Here is a 16,808-nt window from a genome sequence, read left to right on the forward strand (position 1 = left end):
CATGCCCGGCACCTCCTCCGTCGTGGTCGGCGTCGACGTCGGCAGCAACTCGGTCCGCGCGCTGGCCCTGGATCCCGACGGCGCGGTCCTGGGCGGTACCTCCGCCGGCTACCCCGGGGCAGCGAACTGGCGCCCCGGGCACGCCGATCCGTACGCCTGGTTGGCCGCGACCACGCAGGCGCTGGCCGAACTGCGCGCGCTGGTGCCCGGTGCGGCCCGTCCCGCCGGGCTGTGCCTGGGCGGGCAGAGCCCGACGACCGTGGTCGGGGGGATCGAGGCGCCGGGCGGGGGCTCGGGGGTCGACTCGGGTGTCGGCTCCGGCGTCGGCTCCGGGGTTGCCGCGCTGACCTGTCGGCATCCGGCGGGGGCTACCGGCTCGCCCGTGGAGCAACACCACGCCCAGTACGCGGCGTTGCGCGCCGAGCACGGGCCCGACGTGCGGGCCTGGCAGCTGTACGACTGGCTGGCCGCCCGATTCGGCGCGGGTCGGGCGCAGGCGCGGTGGCCGGGGGATCCGGCGCTGGGCGACTACGGACCGGTGGTCGCCACCGGGTCCGTGGTCGGCGTGCTGGGTACCGGGCACGATCTGGCGGCGGGCACCCCGCTGGTGGCCGGTGCGCAGGATGCCTATCTGGCGTTCTGGGCGGGCGGGTTGGATCGCCCCGGGCGAGCCCTGGACCCCGGCGGGCGCACCGGTGGGCTGGCCGTGGCGGTGGCCGCCGGTTCGCCCGCCGCCGACGCGTACGCGCTGCCGGCGGCGGTGCCCGGGGTCGAGATCGTCGGCGGGCCGGTCGCCGCGCACGGGCTGATCCTGGAGTGGCTGCGCGACCTCACCGGGCGCGAGGTCCGCGACCTGTTGGCCCTGGCCGCCGAGGTACCGCCGGGCGCGCGGGGCGTGATGGTCCTGCCCTACCTCGAGGGCGAGCGCGCGCCGCGCTGGAACCGCGAGTTGCGCGGCGAGGTCTTCGGCCTGACCTCGGACAGCGGTCCGGGCGAACTGGCCCGCGCCGTCCTGGAAGGCACCGCGTACGGCCTGGCGCACATCGCAACCGGCCTGGCTGCGCAGGGAGTTCGCCTGGACACCCTGGTGTGCGCCGGCTCGCCCGCGCGCAGCGCGCTGTGGTGTTCGATCAAGGCCTCGGTACTGGGCGTTCCGGTCGAGGTGCCCGTCGAGACGGACCTGGCCGCGTACGGCGCGGCCCTGGCCGCCGGCGCCGGCGCGCGCTGGTGGCCCGCGCCCGGGGCCGGTCGGGCGGGCGACTGGCCGCGCCCGGCGATGACCGTGCTCGACCCCGAGCCCCACCCCGAGTACGCGGCCGGACTGCGCCGCTTCCTCGACCTCGGCGACGCCGCCCAGCGGCGCGCGTCCGCCGCTGTCATCACCCCCACCCGCTCCGAGGAGTCGACGTGCCCAATCCGGTGATCTTCATGGACCTGCCCTCCCCCGACGTGGAGGCCACGTCCGCCTTCTACGCGGCGTTGTTCGGCTGGGAGTTCAAGCGGCGTCCGGCCGACGAGTTCAGCGAGGTGCTGCCCGGGGTCAAGCCCAACCTGGGCATCCGCCGCGAGGCCCGCCCCGCGGTCGGTCCGGTGCCGCGCATCTACGTGATGGTCGACGAGCCGCCCGCCTACCTCGACAAGGCCGTCGCGGCCGGGGCGAGTGTGTTGTGGGAGGAGAAGCCGTGGGCCGAATTCGAGGCCCGCTACGCCGCGTTCCGTGACCCGTGGGGCAACGAGGTCGTGCTGTGGCGCGACAAGGGCACCTACTTCACGCATGGTCACGCCCACCAGGTCTGACTTCTCGTCATGCGCGGTACGGCCCAACCGCCGTTCCGTGCCCCGCCCTTCGGCGTAGCCGAACCCTCGGAAAGGATCCATCCGTGACCAACACCCTGGTCTTCGTCGACATGCCCACGCCCGACGTGCAGGCGACCACCGAGTTCTACCGCGAGTTGTTCGGCTGGACGATCAACCCGCGCCCGCAGGGCGTCTTCCACCAGATCGTGCCCGGCGAGGGGCTGCACCTGGGCCTGTTCGACGAGGCCGCCCAGGTGCCGGACCCGGCGCCGCTGCCCCAACAGCCCCGCTCCGGACTGCACTCGCGGGTGTACATCCTGGTCGACGCGGCCCCGAGCGAGTATCTGAACAAGGCGGTGCTGCTCGGCGCGACCGCGCTGTGGGAGCAGTGCTACTGGGAGGAATTCGGCGGTCACCACGCCTCGTTCCTGGATCCGTGGGGCAACCAGATCGTGATGTGGGAGAAGTGAGGCGGGGCCGCGGCGCCGATCCGCGTCGATGCGGATCGGTGCCGCGGCCCTGACGGACCGATGGATGAATCGGCGGATCAGCCGATCAGCGTCCAGGCCGGGAACACGCCGTTGGCGTCCTGGCGGCTGTGCAGGACCTGGCCGCGCGGGTCGACGATGAGCAGTTCCACCCGACCGTCGCGGTCCACCGCGGCGCCCGGCGTACCGACCTGGAAGCCGCCCCGGTCGACCCAGGCGCCGAACACGTTGTTGGGCGTGCTCTGGCGGGCGTAGCTCACGCCGCCGCCTCGGTTGCGGGCCATCAGCACGATGCGCCCGGTGCCGTCGGTGACCGCGGCGGGCTCGCCGATGCCGGACTGGCCGCTGCCGACGACCGTCGAGCCGGGCCAGTTGCCGCCGGGGGTGGTCTGGTAACGGACCGCGATCTCGGCGGTGCCCTGCTGGCGGTAGTACAGCTCGATCCGGCCGTCCTGGTCCCGGGCCGGCATCGGGCGGCTCGCGGGCACCACGACCGGGAAGGTGGTGTCCGTGGTCATCGCGCCGTTGGGCGTGGACTGGTACCAGTGCAGCACGTGGTCGACCGTCGGCGCGAACAGCTCGATCCGGCCGTCGGCGGTGACGATCCCCGTGGGCGGACCCTGGATGCCCGAACCGCCCATGTCGGCCCAGCCGCTCCAGGCGCCGTTGATCTGGGTCTGCCAGCGCGAGCTGATCCCACCGCCCGCGTTGCGGACGAAGAACTGGAGTCGGCCGTCCGCGTTGGCGATCACCGCCGGCACGCTCACCAGGAGCGCGTTGGCACCGCCGTTGGGGTTGCCGAAGGCACCCCAGGACCAGCCGCCACCGCCGAGTTGGTAGCGGGTGACGATCTCGCCGGTGTCCCGCCGCTGGCCGAAGACCTCCAGGCGGCCGTCCTGGTCCGCCGCGACGGTCAGGCCCGCGTCCAGCGGTCCACCGGGGTTGCCGTGGGTGACCGGCCCGCTCCACACCAGGGCGTCGTCCTGCGACCATTCCAGCAGGTCGCCGCTCTGGACGACGAACGCACGCAGGCGCCCGGCCGAGTCCCGGCCGATCCAGTTCGTGCCGCGCGGCGAGCGCGGGTATTCGCGGCTCGACCACTCCTCGTACTGGGTCAGGTCGGTACCCACCAACTCGCTGTCGTGGGCGATGTACACGTTGGCCGTGGCCCACTTGGCGGCCTTCTCGGCGGGCGAGAGGTTCACCGGCATGTTGCTGATGTTGTAGTCGCGATACCGATCCAACAACACCCGGTTGTTGGTCGCGCCGTACGCGATGTAGGCGGCCTCACCGAACCGGGCGGCGGCCACGTGGTCGGCGTGGTCGTGGAACAGGTTCGGGTCGGGCGCGGTGTCCTGGATGCGCACCGAGGTGGCGCCGAGCGTGCTGAGCAGTTCCCGCAGCACGTTGATCAGGTCGGCCCGGGTGTAGCTCTGCGGCCAGACCACCCCGGCCGCCTGGCCGTTGACCCGGATGGTCTGGAGCGAGGTCTCGGTGCCCGCGAACAGACCCTCCAGCGAGCCGGCCTCCGTGCCGTGCCCGTCCGGCAGGCTGAGGAAGAACAGGTGCACGTCGGGTCGCTGCTTGAGCGCGAACTTCTGCACGGTGTGGCCGAGTACGGTGACCGCGGTCGAGTCCCAACACCCCGCCGGCCCGGCCGCGGCACCGTCACAACCGCTCACCCCGGCCATCTGCGCGTAGGCGGCGAGTACGCCCGCCTGCCGGCCGGCCGCGTACACGGCCGCGTCGTCGCCGGTCTTGAAACCCTGACCCGCGGTCACATAGATGGTGCTGGTGGATATCCCGGCGGAAAGCCCCGCCTGGATGTCCGGATTCATGAACAGCAGGTCGTCGTCCTCGTGCGCGACGATCTGTACGAAGTGCGACGCGAGCGGCGCCGTGAGTGACGATTCCAACGAATCCGGGATCACTTCGTCGGCGGACACGCTCGGACGAAGCTCGGTGGGAATGCGACGTATGTGCACGGAACCCCCTAGGAGAGACGCCGTTCACGGCATGCCGACCGCCACCGGAGCGAAGGGCGGTCTACCCGGTCCGGCGCACGGAAGCCCGACATTCGGGGTCCCCCACGCCACCGATCCGAGGCATGCACGAGTACGGCTATTTTACACCCCCCACCTGCGGAAACCCTGTACAGACCGGCCCCCCAGGCGGTTGATCGTCGGATCGTACCCGGCTCCGCCGACGAGCGCTCGCATTCCCCCGCACGCCACCGCGCCGGCGACCGCGCGGCGGGCGACCCCGATCACCCGGCGTCAACCTCGCTCGGGTCGCGAAACCGGCGGCGGGTAGGGCGAATCGGCCGGATTGACGTCGGCACCGGGGCGTACCAACGCATCCAGGCGGGCCAGCGTGGACGAGGCCAATGTCACTTCGCAAGCGCCGAGTTGGGATTCCAGTTGATCCGGGGTGCGCGGGCCGAGGATGGCGGAGGTCACCTGCGGGTGGGCCAGAACGAAAGCCAGGGCCAACTCGGGGAGGCTGCAACCGGCTTCGTCTGCGATCGCGGCGAACTCCTCGACCAGGGCCGTCTTCGCGGCGCGGATCGTGGTGTCGGCGTGGTCGAAGTGCTCGGCGTTGCGCACCGCGCGGGAATCGGGCGAAACCGCCCGTCCCATACGGTATTTGCCTGTCAACCAACCGCCGTTGAGCGGGCTGAACACCAGCACGCCCAGACCGTGTCGGCCGCAGGTGGGCAGCGCGGCGTGCTCCGCGTGCCGGGCGAAGGCCGAGTAGGCCAGTTGTTCCGTCGCGAACGGCTGATGCCCGTGCCGCTCGGCGGTCCAGCGCGCCTCCACGATGGCCTCGGCGGGCAGTGCGGAGGAGCCGATCGCGCGCACCTTGCCCTGACGAACCAGGTCGGTCAGCGCGCCCAACGTCTCGTCCATGTCGGTGGTCGGGTCGGGCCGGTGCAGTTGGTACAGATCCAGGTGGTCGGTCTCCAATCGGCGCAGGCTGTCCTCGACCGCGCGCATGATCCAGCGCCGCGAGGCCCCCCGGCGCAGCGGCGCGTCCGGGTCCATCGCCTCGCCGAACTTGGTGGCGAGCACCACGTCGTCGCGGCGGCCCTTGAGCGCCTTCGCCAGGATGCGCTCGCTCTCCCCGAACGCGTACACGTCGGCGGTGTCCACGAAGTTGATCCCGGCGTCGAGCGCGCGATGCACCATGCGTACGCACGCGTCGTGGTCGGTGTTGCCCCACGCGCCGAACATCATCGTGCCGAGACACAGCCTGCTGACCCGGATGCCGGTGCGACCGAGCGGGGTGTACTCCACGGGTGTCCTCCCAGGGTGCCGTGCTTCGGACGTGCTCCCCCGAGGCTGGCACGCCGGTACGTGTGCACCGATGTGGTCCGGGCGCAGCGCGAGGGCCGTTTGTTCGTGCCTGAAGCACATATCGGGGCCGATTCGCGCCGCCTACCTTCGGCTGTATCGCAAACATCCCAGGTGACGGGGAGGACGTTGTGCTGACGGACCGGATCGGGGCCGCGGAACATGCCCTGGACGAGCGGGTGGCGGAACAACGCCGGACCGCGACCGCTCGCGAGGGCGACGGTTTGGTGGACGCCCCTCTGCCGAGCGAGATGTTGCAGCCTTGGGAGGTCTGGGATCGGGACCTGTTCGATCTGGAGATGATCCGGGTATTCGCCCGCTCGTGGATCTGGCTGGGCGACACCGAGGACCTGCGCCGGCCCGGCGACTTCATCACCGGGCGGATCGGAGCCCAGTCGGTCCTGGTGGTCAAGCAGCGCGACGGCTCGGTCAAGGGTTTCCTGAACAACTGCCGGCACCGGGCCTCCGGCGTCGCGTTCGACGCCGCGGGCAACTGTGGCAAGGCGTTCGCCTGCCCCTACCACGCATGGACATACGGGCTCGACGGCACGCTGTTGTCGATTCCGGACATGAACCGGATGTACGGTCCGGACTTCCCGCTGCACCGGTACGGCCTGGTCCCCATCCGGGTGCACGTGGCCTTCGACAAGCTCGTCTTCGCGTGCCTGTCGCACAAGGCGCCGTCGTTCGAGGAGTGGATCGCACCGCTGCTGCCGCGTTACACGGCGTATCGGATCGGTGACTACCACCGCTACCACCGCGAGTTGGACGAGGAGTATCCGTTCAACTGGAAGGCGTTCGTCGAGAACTCCAACGACGACTACCACGTGCGTTTCGTGCACCGCCGGTTGAACAAGGTGCGCAAGCAGATGGACACCGTGGTGCGCTTCGAGGGGCGAACCACCAGCGGCTACAAGCCGCACAGCGACGCGTACGACATGTCGCTGGGTCGGACCGACCTGGGTGAAGAGGATCTGCGGGGCAGCTACGCGGAGTTCGTCTATCCCAATCTGACGCCGCTGCCGTACGCCTCCCAGCTGATCATGGTGCGGGCGGATCCCATCGCGCCCGATCGCACCCGGCTGTTCTCCCGGATCTACGGGCTGACCGATGATCTCGACGTGCAGGAGCGGGAGTTGGTCAATCTGGAGCTGACCAACAAGGAGGACACCGACATGGTGACCGTGCTGATGGAGAACCTGCGGTCGCCGTTTTATCGGGTGGGTCCGCCCAGCGCGTGGGAGGGCCGTGCCCAGCACATGATGCGGCAGATCCGTCAGGACATGGCGACGCCGCTGGCGGCGGACGAGTTCGACGGGCCGATCGACTGAGTGCCGTCGGGCGGCGGCGCAAGCACAGGCGGCACACACACGGAGCACGCCCACGCAGCACACGCAGCACACGCACCACACCGGACCGAGAGGAGCCACCGCGATGGAACCGACGTTGACCGAGGCCCGCTGGACCCATATCGCGCTGCCGTCGTCCGACCTGGAGGCGGCGATCGACTTCTACACCTCGTTCACCCCGCTGGTGGTCGTGTCGCGGCACAGCGACGACGCCGGCGCCAACGCGTGGTTGTCCAATCCCAATCAGGTACAGACGCCGTTCGTGCTGGTCCTGGTCGCCTTCGACAAGGACCGGGGTAATCCGCAACCGCAGCTGACGCCGTTCGCGCATCTGGGCATGGAAGTGCCGTCGCGGGGCGACGTGGACACGATCGCCGAGCGGGCGCGTGCGGCCGGCTGCCTGCACTGGGAGCCGATGGATGTGCCGCCGCCGGTGGGCTACATCTGCGCGCTGAAGGATCCGGACGGCAATGTCGTGGAAATCTCGCACAACCAGCAGGTGTTCGCGGAGGTTCGTGAGCTGTGGGGTGAGCGGGAGGGCGGGGGCGGCGCGGTTGTTCGGGACGGCGGGGATGTTCGGGGCGGTCGGAACGTGCGGGCCGATGCGTGAGTGAGGCGGCGGCGGGGACTCGGGCGGCGGTCGAGGCGTATGTCGCGGCGCTCAACGGGGGTGATCCGGACACGATTGCGGACCGGGTGAGTGTCGACTTCCACAACGAGCACACCTCGGCGCTGGGGCGCAGTCTGCGTGGGCGGGCCGCCTATCGCGAGCGGCTGCCGCACTTCCTGGCCGAGTTCGAGGAGTTGCGCTATGTCGTGGAGGAGCTGCTGGTGGACGGCGATCGGGCCGCGCTCGCCTACACGATGACGTGCCGGCCGCGTGGCTCGCGGGCCGCCGAGCCGGTGCGGATCCGTGGGGTGTTCCGGTTTCGGGTGGTGGGCGGGTTGGTGGCGCATCGCGTGGACTACTGGGATGGGGGCGAGTTCGAGCGGCAGGTCGGGGGCGCCGATGCGGCGCGGCCGGGGCCGTCCGCCGACACCGACGTGGACTGAATGTGTTTTCGGCTCCGCCGACTCGGGTGGAGAACGATCGAAGGGAACGACTGTGCAGACCTATTCCGCTACCGGAGCGGGCAAGCTTCGGCGGATGCGTCGGATGTTCGGCGCGGACGGCCGGGCCGTGTTCGTCGCCATCGACCACGCCGCCTACATGGGCGAGGGGCCGCCGCTGGGTGAGCCGATGGCGCAGATCGCCGCGGGCGGTCCGGACGCGGTGCTCGCCACCTGGCATCTGGCTCGGGCCTACGCCGACACCTTCGCCGATGCGGGTCTGGTGTTGCGGATCGACGGTGGCGCCTCGGAGTTGGGCGAGTTCGCGCCGGGTGATGTCACCGACATCATGCATCTGCCGGAGCAGGCGCTGAAGTTGGGCGCGGACTGTGTGGTGGTGCTGGCCTTCCCCGGTGCGCCGGACGAGCATCTGTCGTTGCAGCGGCTGGCCCGGCTGACCTCGGAGTGTGAGCAGCTCGGCCTGCCGGTGATGGCGGAGATGATTCCGGGGGGCTGGGGCAAGGCCGTGCCGTGGACCACGGAGAACGTGGCGCGCGCGGCGCGGATCGGTGCGGAACTGGGGGCGGACATCGTCAAGACCGTCTGCCCGGGCCGGCCCGAGGAGTTCGCGGCCGTGGTCGAGGCGTGTCCGGTTCCGGTGGTGGCGCTGGGTGGGCCGAAGTCGGACAGTGAGGACGAGGTCGTCGCGTTGGCGGGCGGCGTGGTCGCGGCGGGCGGGGCGGGGGTGGCCTTCGGGCGGAACGTGTGGGGGTCGGCCAAGCCGCAGTTGCTCGTGGAGCGGCTTCGCGATGCGGTCCATGGGGGCGGGGCGGGCTAGCGGTCTTGGTGGCCGGTCCTCAAACGCGCCCAGGGCCGGGCTCGGGCCGGGTGGCACCGGGCCGGCCTGCGGCCCGGCTGTCCTCAAACGCCGGACGGGCTGGAATGGCTCGGTCGGCCCTGCCCGGAACCGAGCACGGGCCCGATGCCCCCGGGCCGGCCTGCGGCCCGCTTGTCCTCAAACGCCGGACAGGCTGAAGTGGGTCCGTCGGCCCCGCCCAGCGCTGGGCTCGGGCCAGGCGACACCGGGCCGGCCTGCGGCCCGCTTGTCCTCAAACGCCGGACGGGCTGAGGGGGGTCCGTCGGCCCCGCCCAGAGCCCGACTCGGGACCGGTGCCGTAGGGCCGGCCTGCGGCCCGGCTGTCCTCAAACGCCGGACGGGCTGGAATGGCTCGGGCGGCCCCGCCCGGGACCGAGCACGGGCCCGATGCCCCCGGGCCCGCCTGCGGCCCGCTTGTCCTCGAACGCCGGACGGGCTGCGGGGGGTCCGTCGGCCCCTTCCAGGGGCTGGGCTCAGGCCCCGTGCTGCGGGGCCGGCCTGCGGCCTGGCTGCCCTCGAACGCCGGACGGGCTGAAGTGGGTCGGGCGGCCCCGGCCAGAGCCCGGCTCGGGACCGGTGCCGTCGGGCCGGCCTGCGGCTCGGATGTCCTCGAACGGCGGATGGGCCGAATTGCCTGGGGCTGAGTCTGGGATGGGTGCTGCCGGGTGGTTGGACTCGAACGTTGGACGGGCTGAAGTGGATCGGGAGTTGCGATTATGTTTCAGCGGGTTACCTCCGTGTCTCGGGTGGTCGTTCGGTTTGCCGGGGATTCCGGGGACGGGATGCAGCTTGTGGGGGATCGGTTCACCGCGCAGAGCACGCTTTTTGGGAATGACGTGTCCACGTTTCCGGATTTTCCTGCGGAGATTCGGGCGCCGGGTGGGACGTTGCCTGGGGTTTCGGCGTTTCAGATTCAGTTTGCGGATCATTCGGTCAGCACTCCTGGGGACGCCGCCGATGTATTGGTGGCGATGAATCCGGCTGCTTTGCGAGCCAACCTGGGTGGGCTGCCGCGTGGGGCGGACGTCATTGTGGATACCGATGAGTTCACCGCGCGGAATCTGGTCAAGGCCGGATATCCGGCGGGGGTCGACCCGCTTGTCGATGGATCGTTGGCCGGCTATCGGGTGCATGCGGTGGCGTTGACCGGGCTGACCGTGGGCGCGTTGCGGTCCTTTGATCTGCCCCGGCGGGATGCCGAGCGGGGTAGGAACATGTTCGCGTTGGGGCTGCTGTCGTGGATGTATCACCGGCCGACCGAGGCGACCGTGGCGTTTTTGCGGGAGAAGTTCGCTCGGCGGCCGGAGTTGGCGGCGGCCAACGTGGCGGCGTTCACCGCGGGTTGGAATTTCGGGGAGACCACCGAGTCGTTCGGCGGTGGGTATCGGGTTGCGTCCGCGCCTCGGGCGCCGGGTCGGTATCGCACCATCACCGGCAATCGTGCGCTCGCCTACGGGTTGATCGCCGCCGCCGATCGGGCCGGACTGCCGCTCTTTCTCGGGTCGTACCCGATCACGCCGGCCTCGGACATCCTGCACGAACTGAGCCGGCAGCGGCATTTCGGGGTGACCACGTTCCAGGCCGAGGACGAGATCGCCGGGATCGGGGCGGCGCTCGGTGCGGCCTTCGGTGGCTCGCTCGGGGTGACCACCACGTCCGGGCCGGGGTTGGCGCTGAAGTCGGAGACGATCGGGCTCGCGGTCTCGCTCGAACTCCCACTGGTGGTCGTGGACGTACAGCGCGGTGGGCCCTCGACCGGGCTGCCCACCAAGACCGAACAGTCCGATCTGCTCCAGGCGTTGTACGGGCGCAACGGCGAGTCGCCGGTGCCGGTGTTGGCCGCCTCCTCCCCCGGCGATTGTTTCGCCGCCGCCGTGGAGGCGGTTCGGATCGCGGTCACCTACCGCACGCCGGTGGTGCTGCTCTCCGACGGCTACCTGGCCAACGGCTCCGAGCCCTGGCGGGTGCCGAACGTTGACGAACTACCAGTGATCGACCCGGCGTTCGCAACCCGGCCCAATGCGGTCGACGCCGACGGCGCGCCGTGCTTCCAGCCCTATCTGCGCGACCCGGACACGCTGGCCCGGCCCTGGGCGGTGCCCGGCACGCCCGGCCTGGAGCACCGGGTGGGTGGTCTGGAGAAGGCCGACCGCACCGGGGAGATCTCCTACGACGCGGCCAACCACGATCACATGGTGCGCACCCGGCGGGCCAAGGTGGACCGGATCGCGCGTGACCTGCCGCCGCTGGTGGTGGACGATCCGGGCGGCGCCGCCGAGGTGTTGGTGCTCGGCTGGGGCTCCACGGCCGGGCCGATCGCCGCCGCGTGTACCGAAGTCCGCGCTGCCGGAGGCGCGGTGGCCCGGGCCCAGCTGCGTCATCTGGACCCGTTCCCGGCCGATCTCGGCGAACTCCTCGGCCGCTACCGGCGGGTGCTGGTCCCGGAGATGAACCTGGGCCAACTCGCGGGCCTGCTGCGGGCCCGGTACCCGGTCGACGTCGAATCCCTCACCCAGGTGCGCGGCATGCCGTTCAAGGTGGCCGAACTGCGCACCGCGATCGAGAAGGTCGCCGCCGATGTCTGACACGCCCCTGCTCACCATCGCCGAACGGCCGGCATCCCCGCCGACCGCCCGCGACTTCCGCAGTGACCAGGAGGTGCGCTGGTGCCCGGGCTGCGGGGACTACGCCATCCTGGCCGCCGTTCAGGGCTTCCTGCCCGAACTGGGCCTGCGCCGGGAGAACATCGTCTTCGTCTCGGGCATCGGCTGCTCCAGCCGCTTCCCGTACTACCTCAACACCTACGGCATGCACTCGATCCACGGCCGGGCACCGGCGATCGCCACCGGCCTGGCCGTGTCCCGTCCGGATCTGAGCGTGTGGGTGGTCACCGGTGACGGCGACGCGCTGTCCATCGGCGGCAACCACCTGATCCACGCGCTGCGCCGCAACGTCAACCTGAAGATCCTGCTGTTCAACAACCGGATCTACGGTCTGACCAAGGGTCAGTACTCGCCCACCTCGGAGACCGGCAAGATCACCAAGTCCACCCCGATGGGCTCGCTCGACCACCCGTTCAACCCGCTGTCGGTGGCCATCGGCGCCGAGGCGTCGTTCGTGGCCCGGTCGATCGACTCCGACCGCAAGCACCTGACCTCGGTGCTGCGCGCGGCGGCGGCGCACGAGGGCACGGCCCTCGTGGAGATCTACCAGAACTGCAACATCTTCAACGACGGCGCGTTCGAGCGGTTGAAGGCGCCCGGCACCCGGGACGAGCACGTGTTGCGGCTCGAACACGGGGCGCCGATGCGGTACGGCCCGGCGGGCGCCCGCACGGTGGTGCGCGATCCGGGCGGCGGGTTGCGTCCGGGGGCCGGGGACGACGCGGTCGTGGTGCACGACGCGCATATGAGCGACCCGGTCCCGGCGTTCGCGCTGTCCCGGTTGCCGGAGGCGGGTGGGCCGACCCCGATCGGGGTGTTCCGCAGCGTGCGCCGACCCACCTACGACGGCGCCGTGGTCGAGCAGGGCCGCCGAGTGCGCGCCGAGCGCGGCCCCGGCAGCGTGGCCGACCTGCTCGGCGGCGGCGATACCTGGACCGTGCCGGCGCCCACCCGAAGCGAGGCGAGATGACCTACGTCATCGGCACGAACTGCGTCGACGTCAAGGACCGTACCTGCGTGGCGGAATGCCCGGTCGCCTGCATCCACGAGGGCGACCGCATGCTCTACATCCACCCCGAGGAATGTGTGGACTGCGGCGCCTGCGAACCGGTCTGCCCGGTCGAGGCCATCTATCACGTGGACGACCTGCCGGCCGACTGGTTGTGGCACCTGGACGCCGCCGCCGAGGCCACCGCCGGACGGACGGACGCGGAACCGGTGTCCGACCCGGCGACGGTAACCGCGCTGCCGCCCGCGATCCAGTGAACCTCCTTGCTGTTGACCCGAGTTGATTCAGCTCTCCGTACACCCGAGAAGAACAGGAGGCCCGAGATGACCGACTGGCGCCTTGCCGTGGACATCGGTGGCACCTTCACCGACGTGGTCCTGTTGGATGCCGACACCGGCCGTGTGGTGGTCGAGAAGACGCTGACCACCCCGGCCGCCCCGCTCGGCGGCGTCCGGACGGGGGTGACCTCGGCACTGGCCAAGGCCGGCATCACGCCGGCCGACATCACCCGGCCGATCGTGCACGCCACCACGCTGATCACCAACGCCTTGATCGAGGGCAAGACCGGCCGGGCAGCGCTGGTGACGACCCTGGGCTTCGGCGACACGCTGGAGATCCGCAACGAGCACCGCTACGACATGTACGACCTCCAGATCGAGTTCCCGGCCCCGCCGATCCCGCGCGAGCTGGTCTTCGAAATCGACGAGCGCACCACCGCCACCGGTGAGGTCCGCACCGCCCCGAGCGAGGCCGAACTCGACGCGCTGGCCGCGCGGTTGGCCGCGCACGAGGTGGAGTCGGTCGCGGTGTGTCTGCTCAACTCGTACGCGGACGCGACCAACGAGCGGGCGGTCGCCGAGGGGTTGGCCAAGCGGCTGTCCGTGCCGGTGTGCGCGTCGCACGAGGTGACGCCGCAGATCCGCGAGTATCCGCGCATGGTCACCACCGCGTGCAACGCGGCCACCATGCCGGTGATCGGGCCCTATCTGGCCGAGTTGCAGGCCTGGTTGAGCGCCGAGGGCTTCGGCGCATCGGTGCTGATGATGCTCTCCAACGGCGGGGTGGTCTCCGCCGACGACGCCCGTCGGGTACCGATCCGACTGGTCGAGTCCGGGCCGGCCGCGGGCGCCCTCGCCGGTGTCTGGTATGCCCGAAGGCTGGGTGAGGAACGGCTGTTCTGCTTCGACATGGGTGGCACCACCGCCAAGTCCTGCCTGATCGAGGACTATCGGCCGGAGTTGACCAACGCGTTCGAGGTGGCCCGGGTCTACCGGTTCAAGAAGGGCTCTGGCTACCCCTGTTCGATCCCCTCGGTCGACCTCGTGGAGATCGGCGCGGGCGGCGGCAGTCTGGCCCGGGTGGACGAACTCGGCCTGCTCAAGGTCGGTCCCGACTCCGCCGGGGCCGATCCGGGCCCGGTCGGCTATGCCCGAGGCGGCACCGTACCCGCCACCACCGACGCGGACCTGGTGCTCGGGCTGCTCGACCCCCAGTACTTCCTGGGCGGCGAAATGCCGCTCGATCTGCCTGCCGCCCGGGCCGCGTTCGCGCCGCTCGCCGAACGGCTCGGCGCCGGCGCCGACGCGGACCACGTCGCGGTCGGCGTGTACGAGGTGATCAACCAGAACATGGCCGCCTCCGCGCGGATGCACGCCGTCGAGCGCGGCATCGACCTGCGCGGCGTCTCGCTGATCGCGTTCGGCGGTGCGGGACCGGTGCATGCGTGCGGAGTCGCCACGCTCCTGGAGGCGCCCCGGGTGATCTTCCCGGTCAACGCGAGCGTGTTGTCCGCGTTCGGCACGCTGGTCAGCCCGGTGCGCATCGACCTGGCCCGCAGCATGGTCCGCACCCTCGACGAGGGGGTGTCCGCCGACCGGGACACGCTGCTCGCGGACATGCGCCAGGAGGCACGTCGGGTACTGGCCGCCGCCGGGGCGGAGGCGGGCGATGTGCGCTACCGCTACGGCCTGGACGCGCGCTACGAGGGCCAGGGCAACGAGATCACCCTGTGGGTGGGCGAAGGCGACGCCTGGCCGACCACACTTGCCGACACCGTCGAGCAGTTCCACACCGAGTACCAGAAGATCTACGGGCTGCGGATCCCCGACGTCGGCGTCGAGGTGGTCACGTGGCGGGTCGCCGCGTGGTCGGACGCGCCGGGCTTCGAGGTACCCACGGTGCCGATCGGCGCGGGCGAGCCCACGCCGAACCGCTATCGCGCCGCGCGCTTCCGGTTGGGCGCGCCCGCCGTCGACGTCCCGGTGTACCGGCGGGCCGAACTCGGGGCGGGGCACCGGTTCGTCGGGCCCGCACTGGTCGAGGAGCGGGAGACCACGTCGGTCATCCCCGACGGCTGGACCTGCGAGGTCGCGCCGGACGGGTCGATCGTGGCCACGGCGACGGCTGCCGCTCCCGCTGCTTCCGGTGTTTCTGCCGCTCCTGCTGTTTCTGCTGCCGCCGCCGGCGCTGCCACCGCTGCCACCGAGGAGGGATCCGCGTGACTCGCACCTTCGACGCGATCGAGTTGGAGGTCCTGTGGGGCTCCCTCGTCGCGACCGTCAACGAGCAGGCCAAGGCACTCCAGCGGGCCGCGTTCAGCCCGATCGTGCGCGAGGCCGGCGACCTGGCCAACGCGCTGTTCGACCGGCGCGGTCGGATGGTCGCCCAGGCCGTCACCGGTACCCCCGGGCACATCAACTCGCTGGCCATCGCCTGTCGCAACATCCTGGACCGGCACCCGGTCGACTCGCTCGCCCCCGGGGACGTACTGGTCACCAACGACCCGTATCAGACCGCCGGGCAACTGCTGGACGTCACCGTCCTGGTGCCGGTCTGGCGCGGCGGCCGGGTGATCGCCTTCTTCGGCTCCACCATCCACCACACCGACGTCGGCGGCTACGGCATCGGCGCGGGCGCGCGGGACGTGTTCGAGGAGGGCCTGTGGATCCCGATCAGCAAGCTCATGGTCGGCGGCGAACGCAACGAGCCCGTCTGGGACTTCATCCTGGCAAATGTCCGCCAACCCACGCACATGGCCGGTGACCTGCACGCCCAGATGGCCTCCGGCGAGGTGGGCGCGGCGCGGCTGAAGACACTGCTCGACGCCTATGCGTTGGCGGACATCGAGGATCTGGGCGACGAGGTGATCCGCCGCTCCGAGGAGGCCACCCGGCGAGCGATCCGGGCGCTGCCGGGCGGTACGTACGAGGCCGCGTCGGTGTTGGACCTGGCGGACGGCTCGGAGATCACCATCAAGGTGGCGGTCACCATCGACGCCGAGGCGGGCGAGATCCTGGTGGACTACGCCGGTTCGTCCGGGGCGAGTCCGTTCGGGATCAACGTGGTGAAGAACTACACGCACGCCTATACGACGTTCACCCTGCGCAGCCTGCTCAATCCCGATGTGCCCAACAATGCGGGCTCGTTGGCGCCGATCCGGGTCGAGGCGCCGGTGGGCAGCATCGTCAACGCGGTGTCGCCGGCGCCGTGCACCGCGCGCCACGTGGTGGGCATGTTCCTGCCGATGCCGCTGCTGAACGCGATGTCCCAGGCGCTGCCGGAGGCGGTGATGGCCGAGGGTTCGGCGGCCGTGTGGACCATGCAGGTCAGCGGACACGACGCGGAAGGCAGGCCGTTCATCACCGCGATGTTCACCTACGCGGGCGGCGTCGGCGCGCGGGCCGGCAAACCCGGGCTGTCCACCACCTCGTATCCGACCGGCGTGTCCGCCGTGCCGTTGGAGGTGGTCGAGGCGTCGGCACCTATTCGGTTCCTGCGCAAGGAACTTCGGCGCGGTTCGGGTGGACTCGGCGCGCAGGAGGGCGGGATGGGGCAGACCATCGAGTTCACCGTGGACTCGCCGTCGCCGTGGGTGCTCAACGCGGTCGCCAGCCGGCTCGCGCGCGGCCCGCGCGGGATCTTCGGCGGCGGGGAGGGGGCCACCGGGCGCTTCCTGGTCAACGGCGAACCGGTGCGCACGCAGGCCCGGATCACGCTGCAGCCGGGGGATGTGGTGCGGCTGGAGCTGCCGGGCGGAGGGGGGTACGGGACGCCGGTGGCGGCGGGGGTGGCCGGGGCTGCTGGGGCGGGCGGCTCGGCGTGACGCGTGGGCGTCGGCGCGCGGCTCCTGCCTGGTCGCGCGTCGGCGCCCGGTCGCGCGTCGGCGCCTGGTTGTGCGTCGGCGCCTGGTTGTGCGTCGGTGCCTGGTTGTGCGTCGGTGCCT

General features: G+C 71.1%; 14 protein-coding genes. 12 read left to right on the forward strand and 2 right to left on the reverse strand.

The features are described from left to right. The first annotated feature begins 1 nt into the window (after window position 1). From ACFXKZ_RS45435 to ACFXKZ_RS45445, 3 genes are all read left to right on the forward strand, one after another. Window positions 2-1,423 carry an FGGY-family carbohydrate kinase gene (locus ACFXKZ_RS45435; RefSeq protein ID WP_380011798.1) on the forward strand — a complete coding sequence of 474 codons (1,422 nt, stop codon included), beginning with the start codon at window positions 2-4 and terminating at the stop codon, window positions 1,421-1,423. Continuing rightward, window positions 1,408-1,797, forward strand: a complete 390-nt coding sequence (locus tag ACFXKZ_RS45440; protein ID WP_126638600.1) for a VOC family protein — start codon at window positions 1,408-1,410, stop codon at window positions 1,795-1,797. The genes ACFXKZ_RS45435 and ACFXKZ_RS45440 overlap by 16 nt, the downstream gene beginning before the upstream one ends. Window positions 1,798-1,880: 83 nt before the next feature. Further along, the gene (locus ACFXKZ_RS45445) at window positions 1,881-2,267 is read left to right on the forward strand and encodes a VOC family protein (protein WP_380011801.1); all 387 of its coding nucleotides are present in this window, start codon (window positions 1,881-1,883) and stop codon (window positions 2,265-2,267) included. 77 nt (window positions 2,268-2,344) lie between these two features. Here ACFXKZ_RS45445 and ACFXKZ_RS45450 read toward each other — a convergent pair whose 3' ends face one another. Next, a complete protein-coding gene (locus tag ACFXKZ_RS45450) occupies window positions 2,345-4,231 on the reverse strand; it encodes a PIG-L family deacetylase (RefSeq protein WP_380011804.1) in 1,887 nt (628 codons plus the stop codon). A 330-nt stretch (window positions 4,232-4,561) separates the two neighbouring features. Next, window positions 4,562-5,581, reverse strand: a complete 1,020-nt coding sequence (locus ACFXKZ_RS45455; RefSeq protein WP_380011807.1) for an aldo/keto reductase — start codon at window positions 5,579-5,581, stop codon at window positions 4,562-4,564. Between the two features lie 188 nt (window positions 5,582-5,769). Here ACFXKZ_RS45455 and ACFXKZ_RS45460 point away from each other — a divergent pair, with 188 nt between their 5' ends. From ACFXKZ_RS45460 to ACFXKZ_RS45500, 9 genes are all read left to right on the forward strand, one after another. Beyond that, window positions 5,770-6,969, forward strand: a complete 1,200-nt coding sequence (locus tag ACFXKZ_RS45460) for an aromatic ring-hydroxylating dioxygenase subunit alpha (RefSeq protein WP_380011810.1) — start codon at window positions 5,770-5,772, stop codon at window positions 6,967-6,969. Between the two features lie 103 nt (window positions 6,970-7,072). Beyond that, window positions 7,073-7,597, forward strand: coding sequence for a VOC family protein (locus tag ACFXKZ_RS45465; protein ID WP_380011813.1), 525 nt, complete (start codon window positions 7,073-7,075; stop codon window positions 7,595-7,597). Further along, on the forward strand, window positions 7,594-8,040 hold the full coding sequence (locus tag ACFXKZ_RS45470; RefSeq protein WP_380011816.1) for a nuclear transport factor 2 family protein: 447 nt from the start codon (window positions 7,594-7,596) through the stop codon (window positions 8,038-8,040). Before ACFXKZ_RS45465 ends, ACFXKZ_RS45470 begins: the two co-directional genes overlap by 4 nt. Before the next feature lie 52 nt (window positions 8,041-8,092). After that, window positions 8,093-8,875, forward strand: a complete 783-nt coding sequence (locus ACFXKZ_RS45475; protein ID WP_380011819.1) for a class I fructose-bisphosphate aldolase — start codon at window positions 8,093-8,095, stop codon at window positions 8,873-8,875. 755 nt (window positions 8,876-9,630) lie between these two features. Further along, a complete protein-coding gene (locus tag ACFXKZ_RS45480) occupies window positions 9,631-11,499 on the forward strand; it encodes a 2-oxoacid:acceptor oxidoreductase subunit alpha (protein ID WP_380011822.1) in 1,869 nt (622 codons plus the stop codon). Next, window positions 11,492-12,547 (forward strand): 2-oxoacid:ferredoxin oxidoreductase subunit beta, encoded by a 1,056-nt coding sequence (locus ACFXKZ_RS45485; RefSeq protein WP_380011825.1) that lies wholly within the window; start codon window positions 11,492-11,494, stop codon window positions 12,545-12,547. Before ACFXKZ_RS45480 ends, ACFXKZ_RS45485 begins: the two co-directional genes overlap by 8 nt. Next, window positions 12,544-12,843, forward strand: a complete 300-nt coding sequence (gene fdxA / locus ACFXKZ_RS45490) for a ferredoxin (RefSeq protein ID WP_380011828.1) — start codon at window positions 12,544-12,546, stop codon at window positions 12,841-12,843. Before ACFXKZ_RS45485 ends, fdxA begins: the two co-directional genes overlap by 4 nt. A 66-nt stretch (window positions 12,844-12,909) precedes the next feature. Then, window positions 12,910-15,087 carry a hydantoinase/oxoprolinase family protein gene (locus ACFXKZ_RS45495; protein WP_380011831.1) on the forward strand — a complete coding sequence of 726 codons (2,178 nt, stop codon included), beginning with the start codon at window positions 12,910-12,912 and terminating at the stop codon, window positions 15,085-15,087. After that, entirely contained in the window at window positions 15,084-16,688 is a 1,605-nt protein-coding gene (locus tag ACFXKZ_RS45500) for a hydantoinase B/oxoprolinase family protein (protein ID WP_380011834.1), read from the forward strand. The genes ACFXKZ_RS45495 and ACFXKZ_RS45500 overlap by 4 nt, the downstream gene beginning before the upstream one ends. The last annotated feature ends 120 nt before the right edge of the window (window positions 16,689-16,808 follow it).

This window comes from Embleya sp. NPDC059237, from assembly GCF_042754105.1.
Classification (GTDB): domain Bacteria; phylum Actinomycetota; class Actinomycetes; order Streptomycetales; family Streptomycetaceae; genus Embleya.

What these genes read in the sequence shown, in the direction of transcription:
- ACFXKZ_RS45435 (WP_380011798.1), top strand. Translation starts at nt 2, where the DNA reads ATGCCCGGCACCTCCTCCGTCGTGGTCGGCGTCGACGTCGGCAGCAAC.
- ACFXKZ_RS45465 (WP_380011813.1), top strand. Translation starts at nt 7,073, where the DNA reads ATGGAACCGACGTTGACCGAGGCCCGCTGGACCCATATCGCGCTGCCG.
- ACFXKZ_RS45480 (WP_380011822.1), top strand. Translation starts at nt 9,631, where the DNA reads ATGTTTCAGCGGGTTACCTCCGTGTCTCGGGTGGTCGTTCGGTTTGCC.
- ACFXKZ_RS45485 (WP_380011825.1), top strand. Translation starts at nt 11,492, where the DNA reads ATGTCTGACACGCCCCTGCTCACCATCGCCGAACGGCCGGCATCCCCG.
- fdxA (WP_380011828.1), top strand. Translation starts at nt 12,544, where the DNA reads ATGACCTACGTCATCGGCACGAACTGCGTCGACGTCAAGGACCGTACC.
- ACFXKZ_RS45495 (WP_380011831.1), top strand. Translation starts at nt 12,910, where the DNA reads ATGACCGACTGGCGCCTTGCCGTGGACATCGGTGGCACCTTCACCGAC.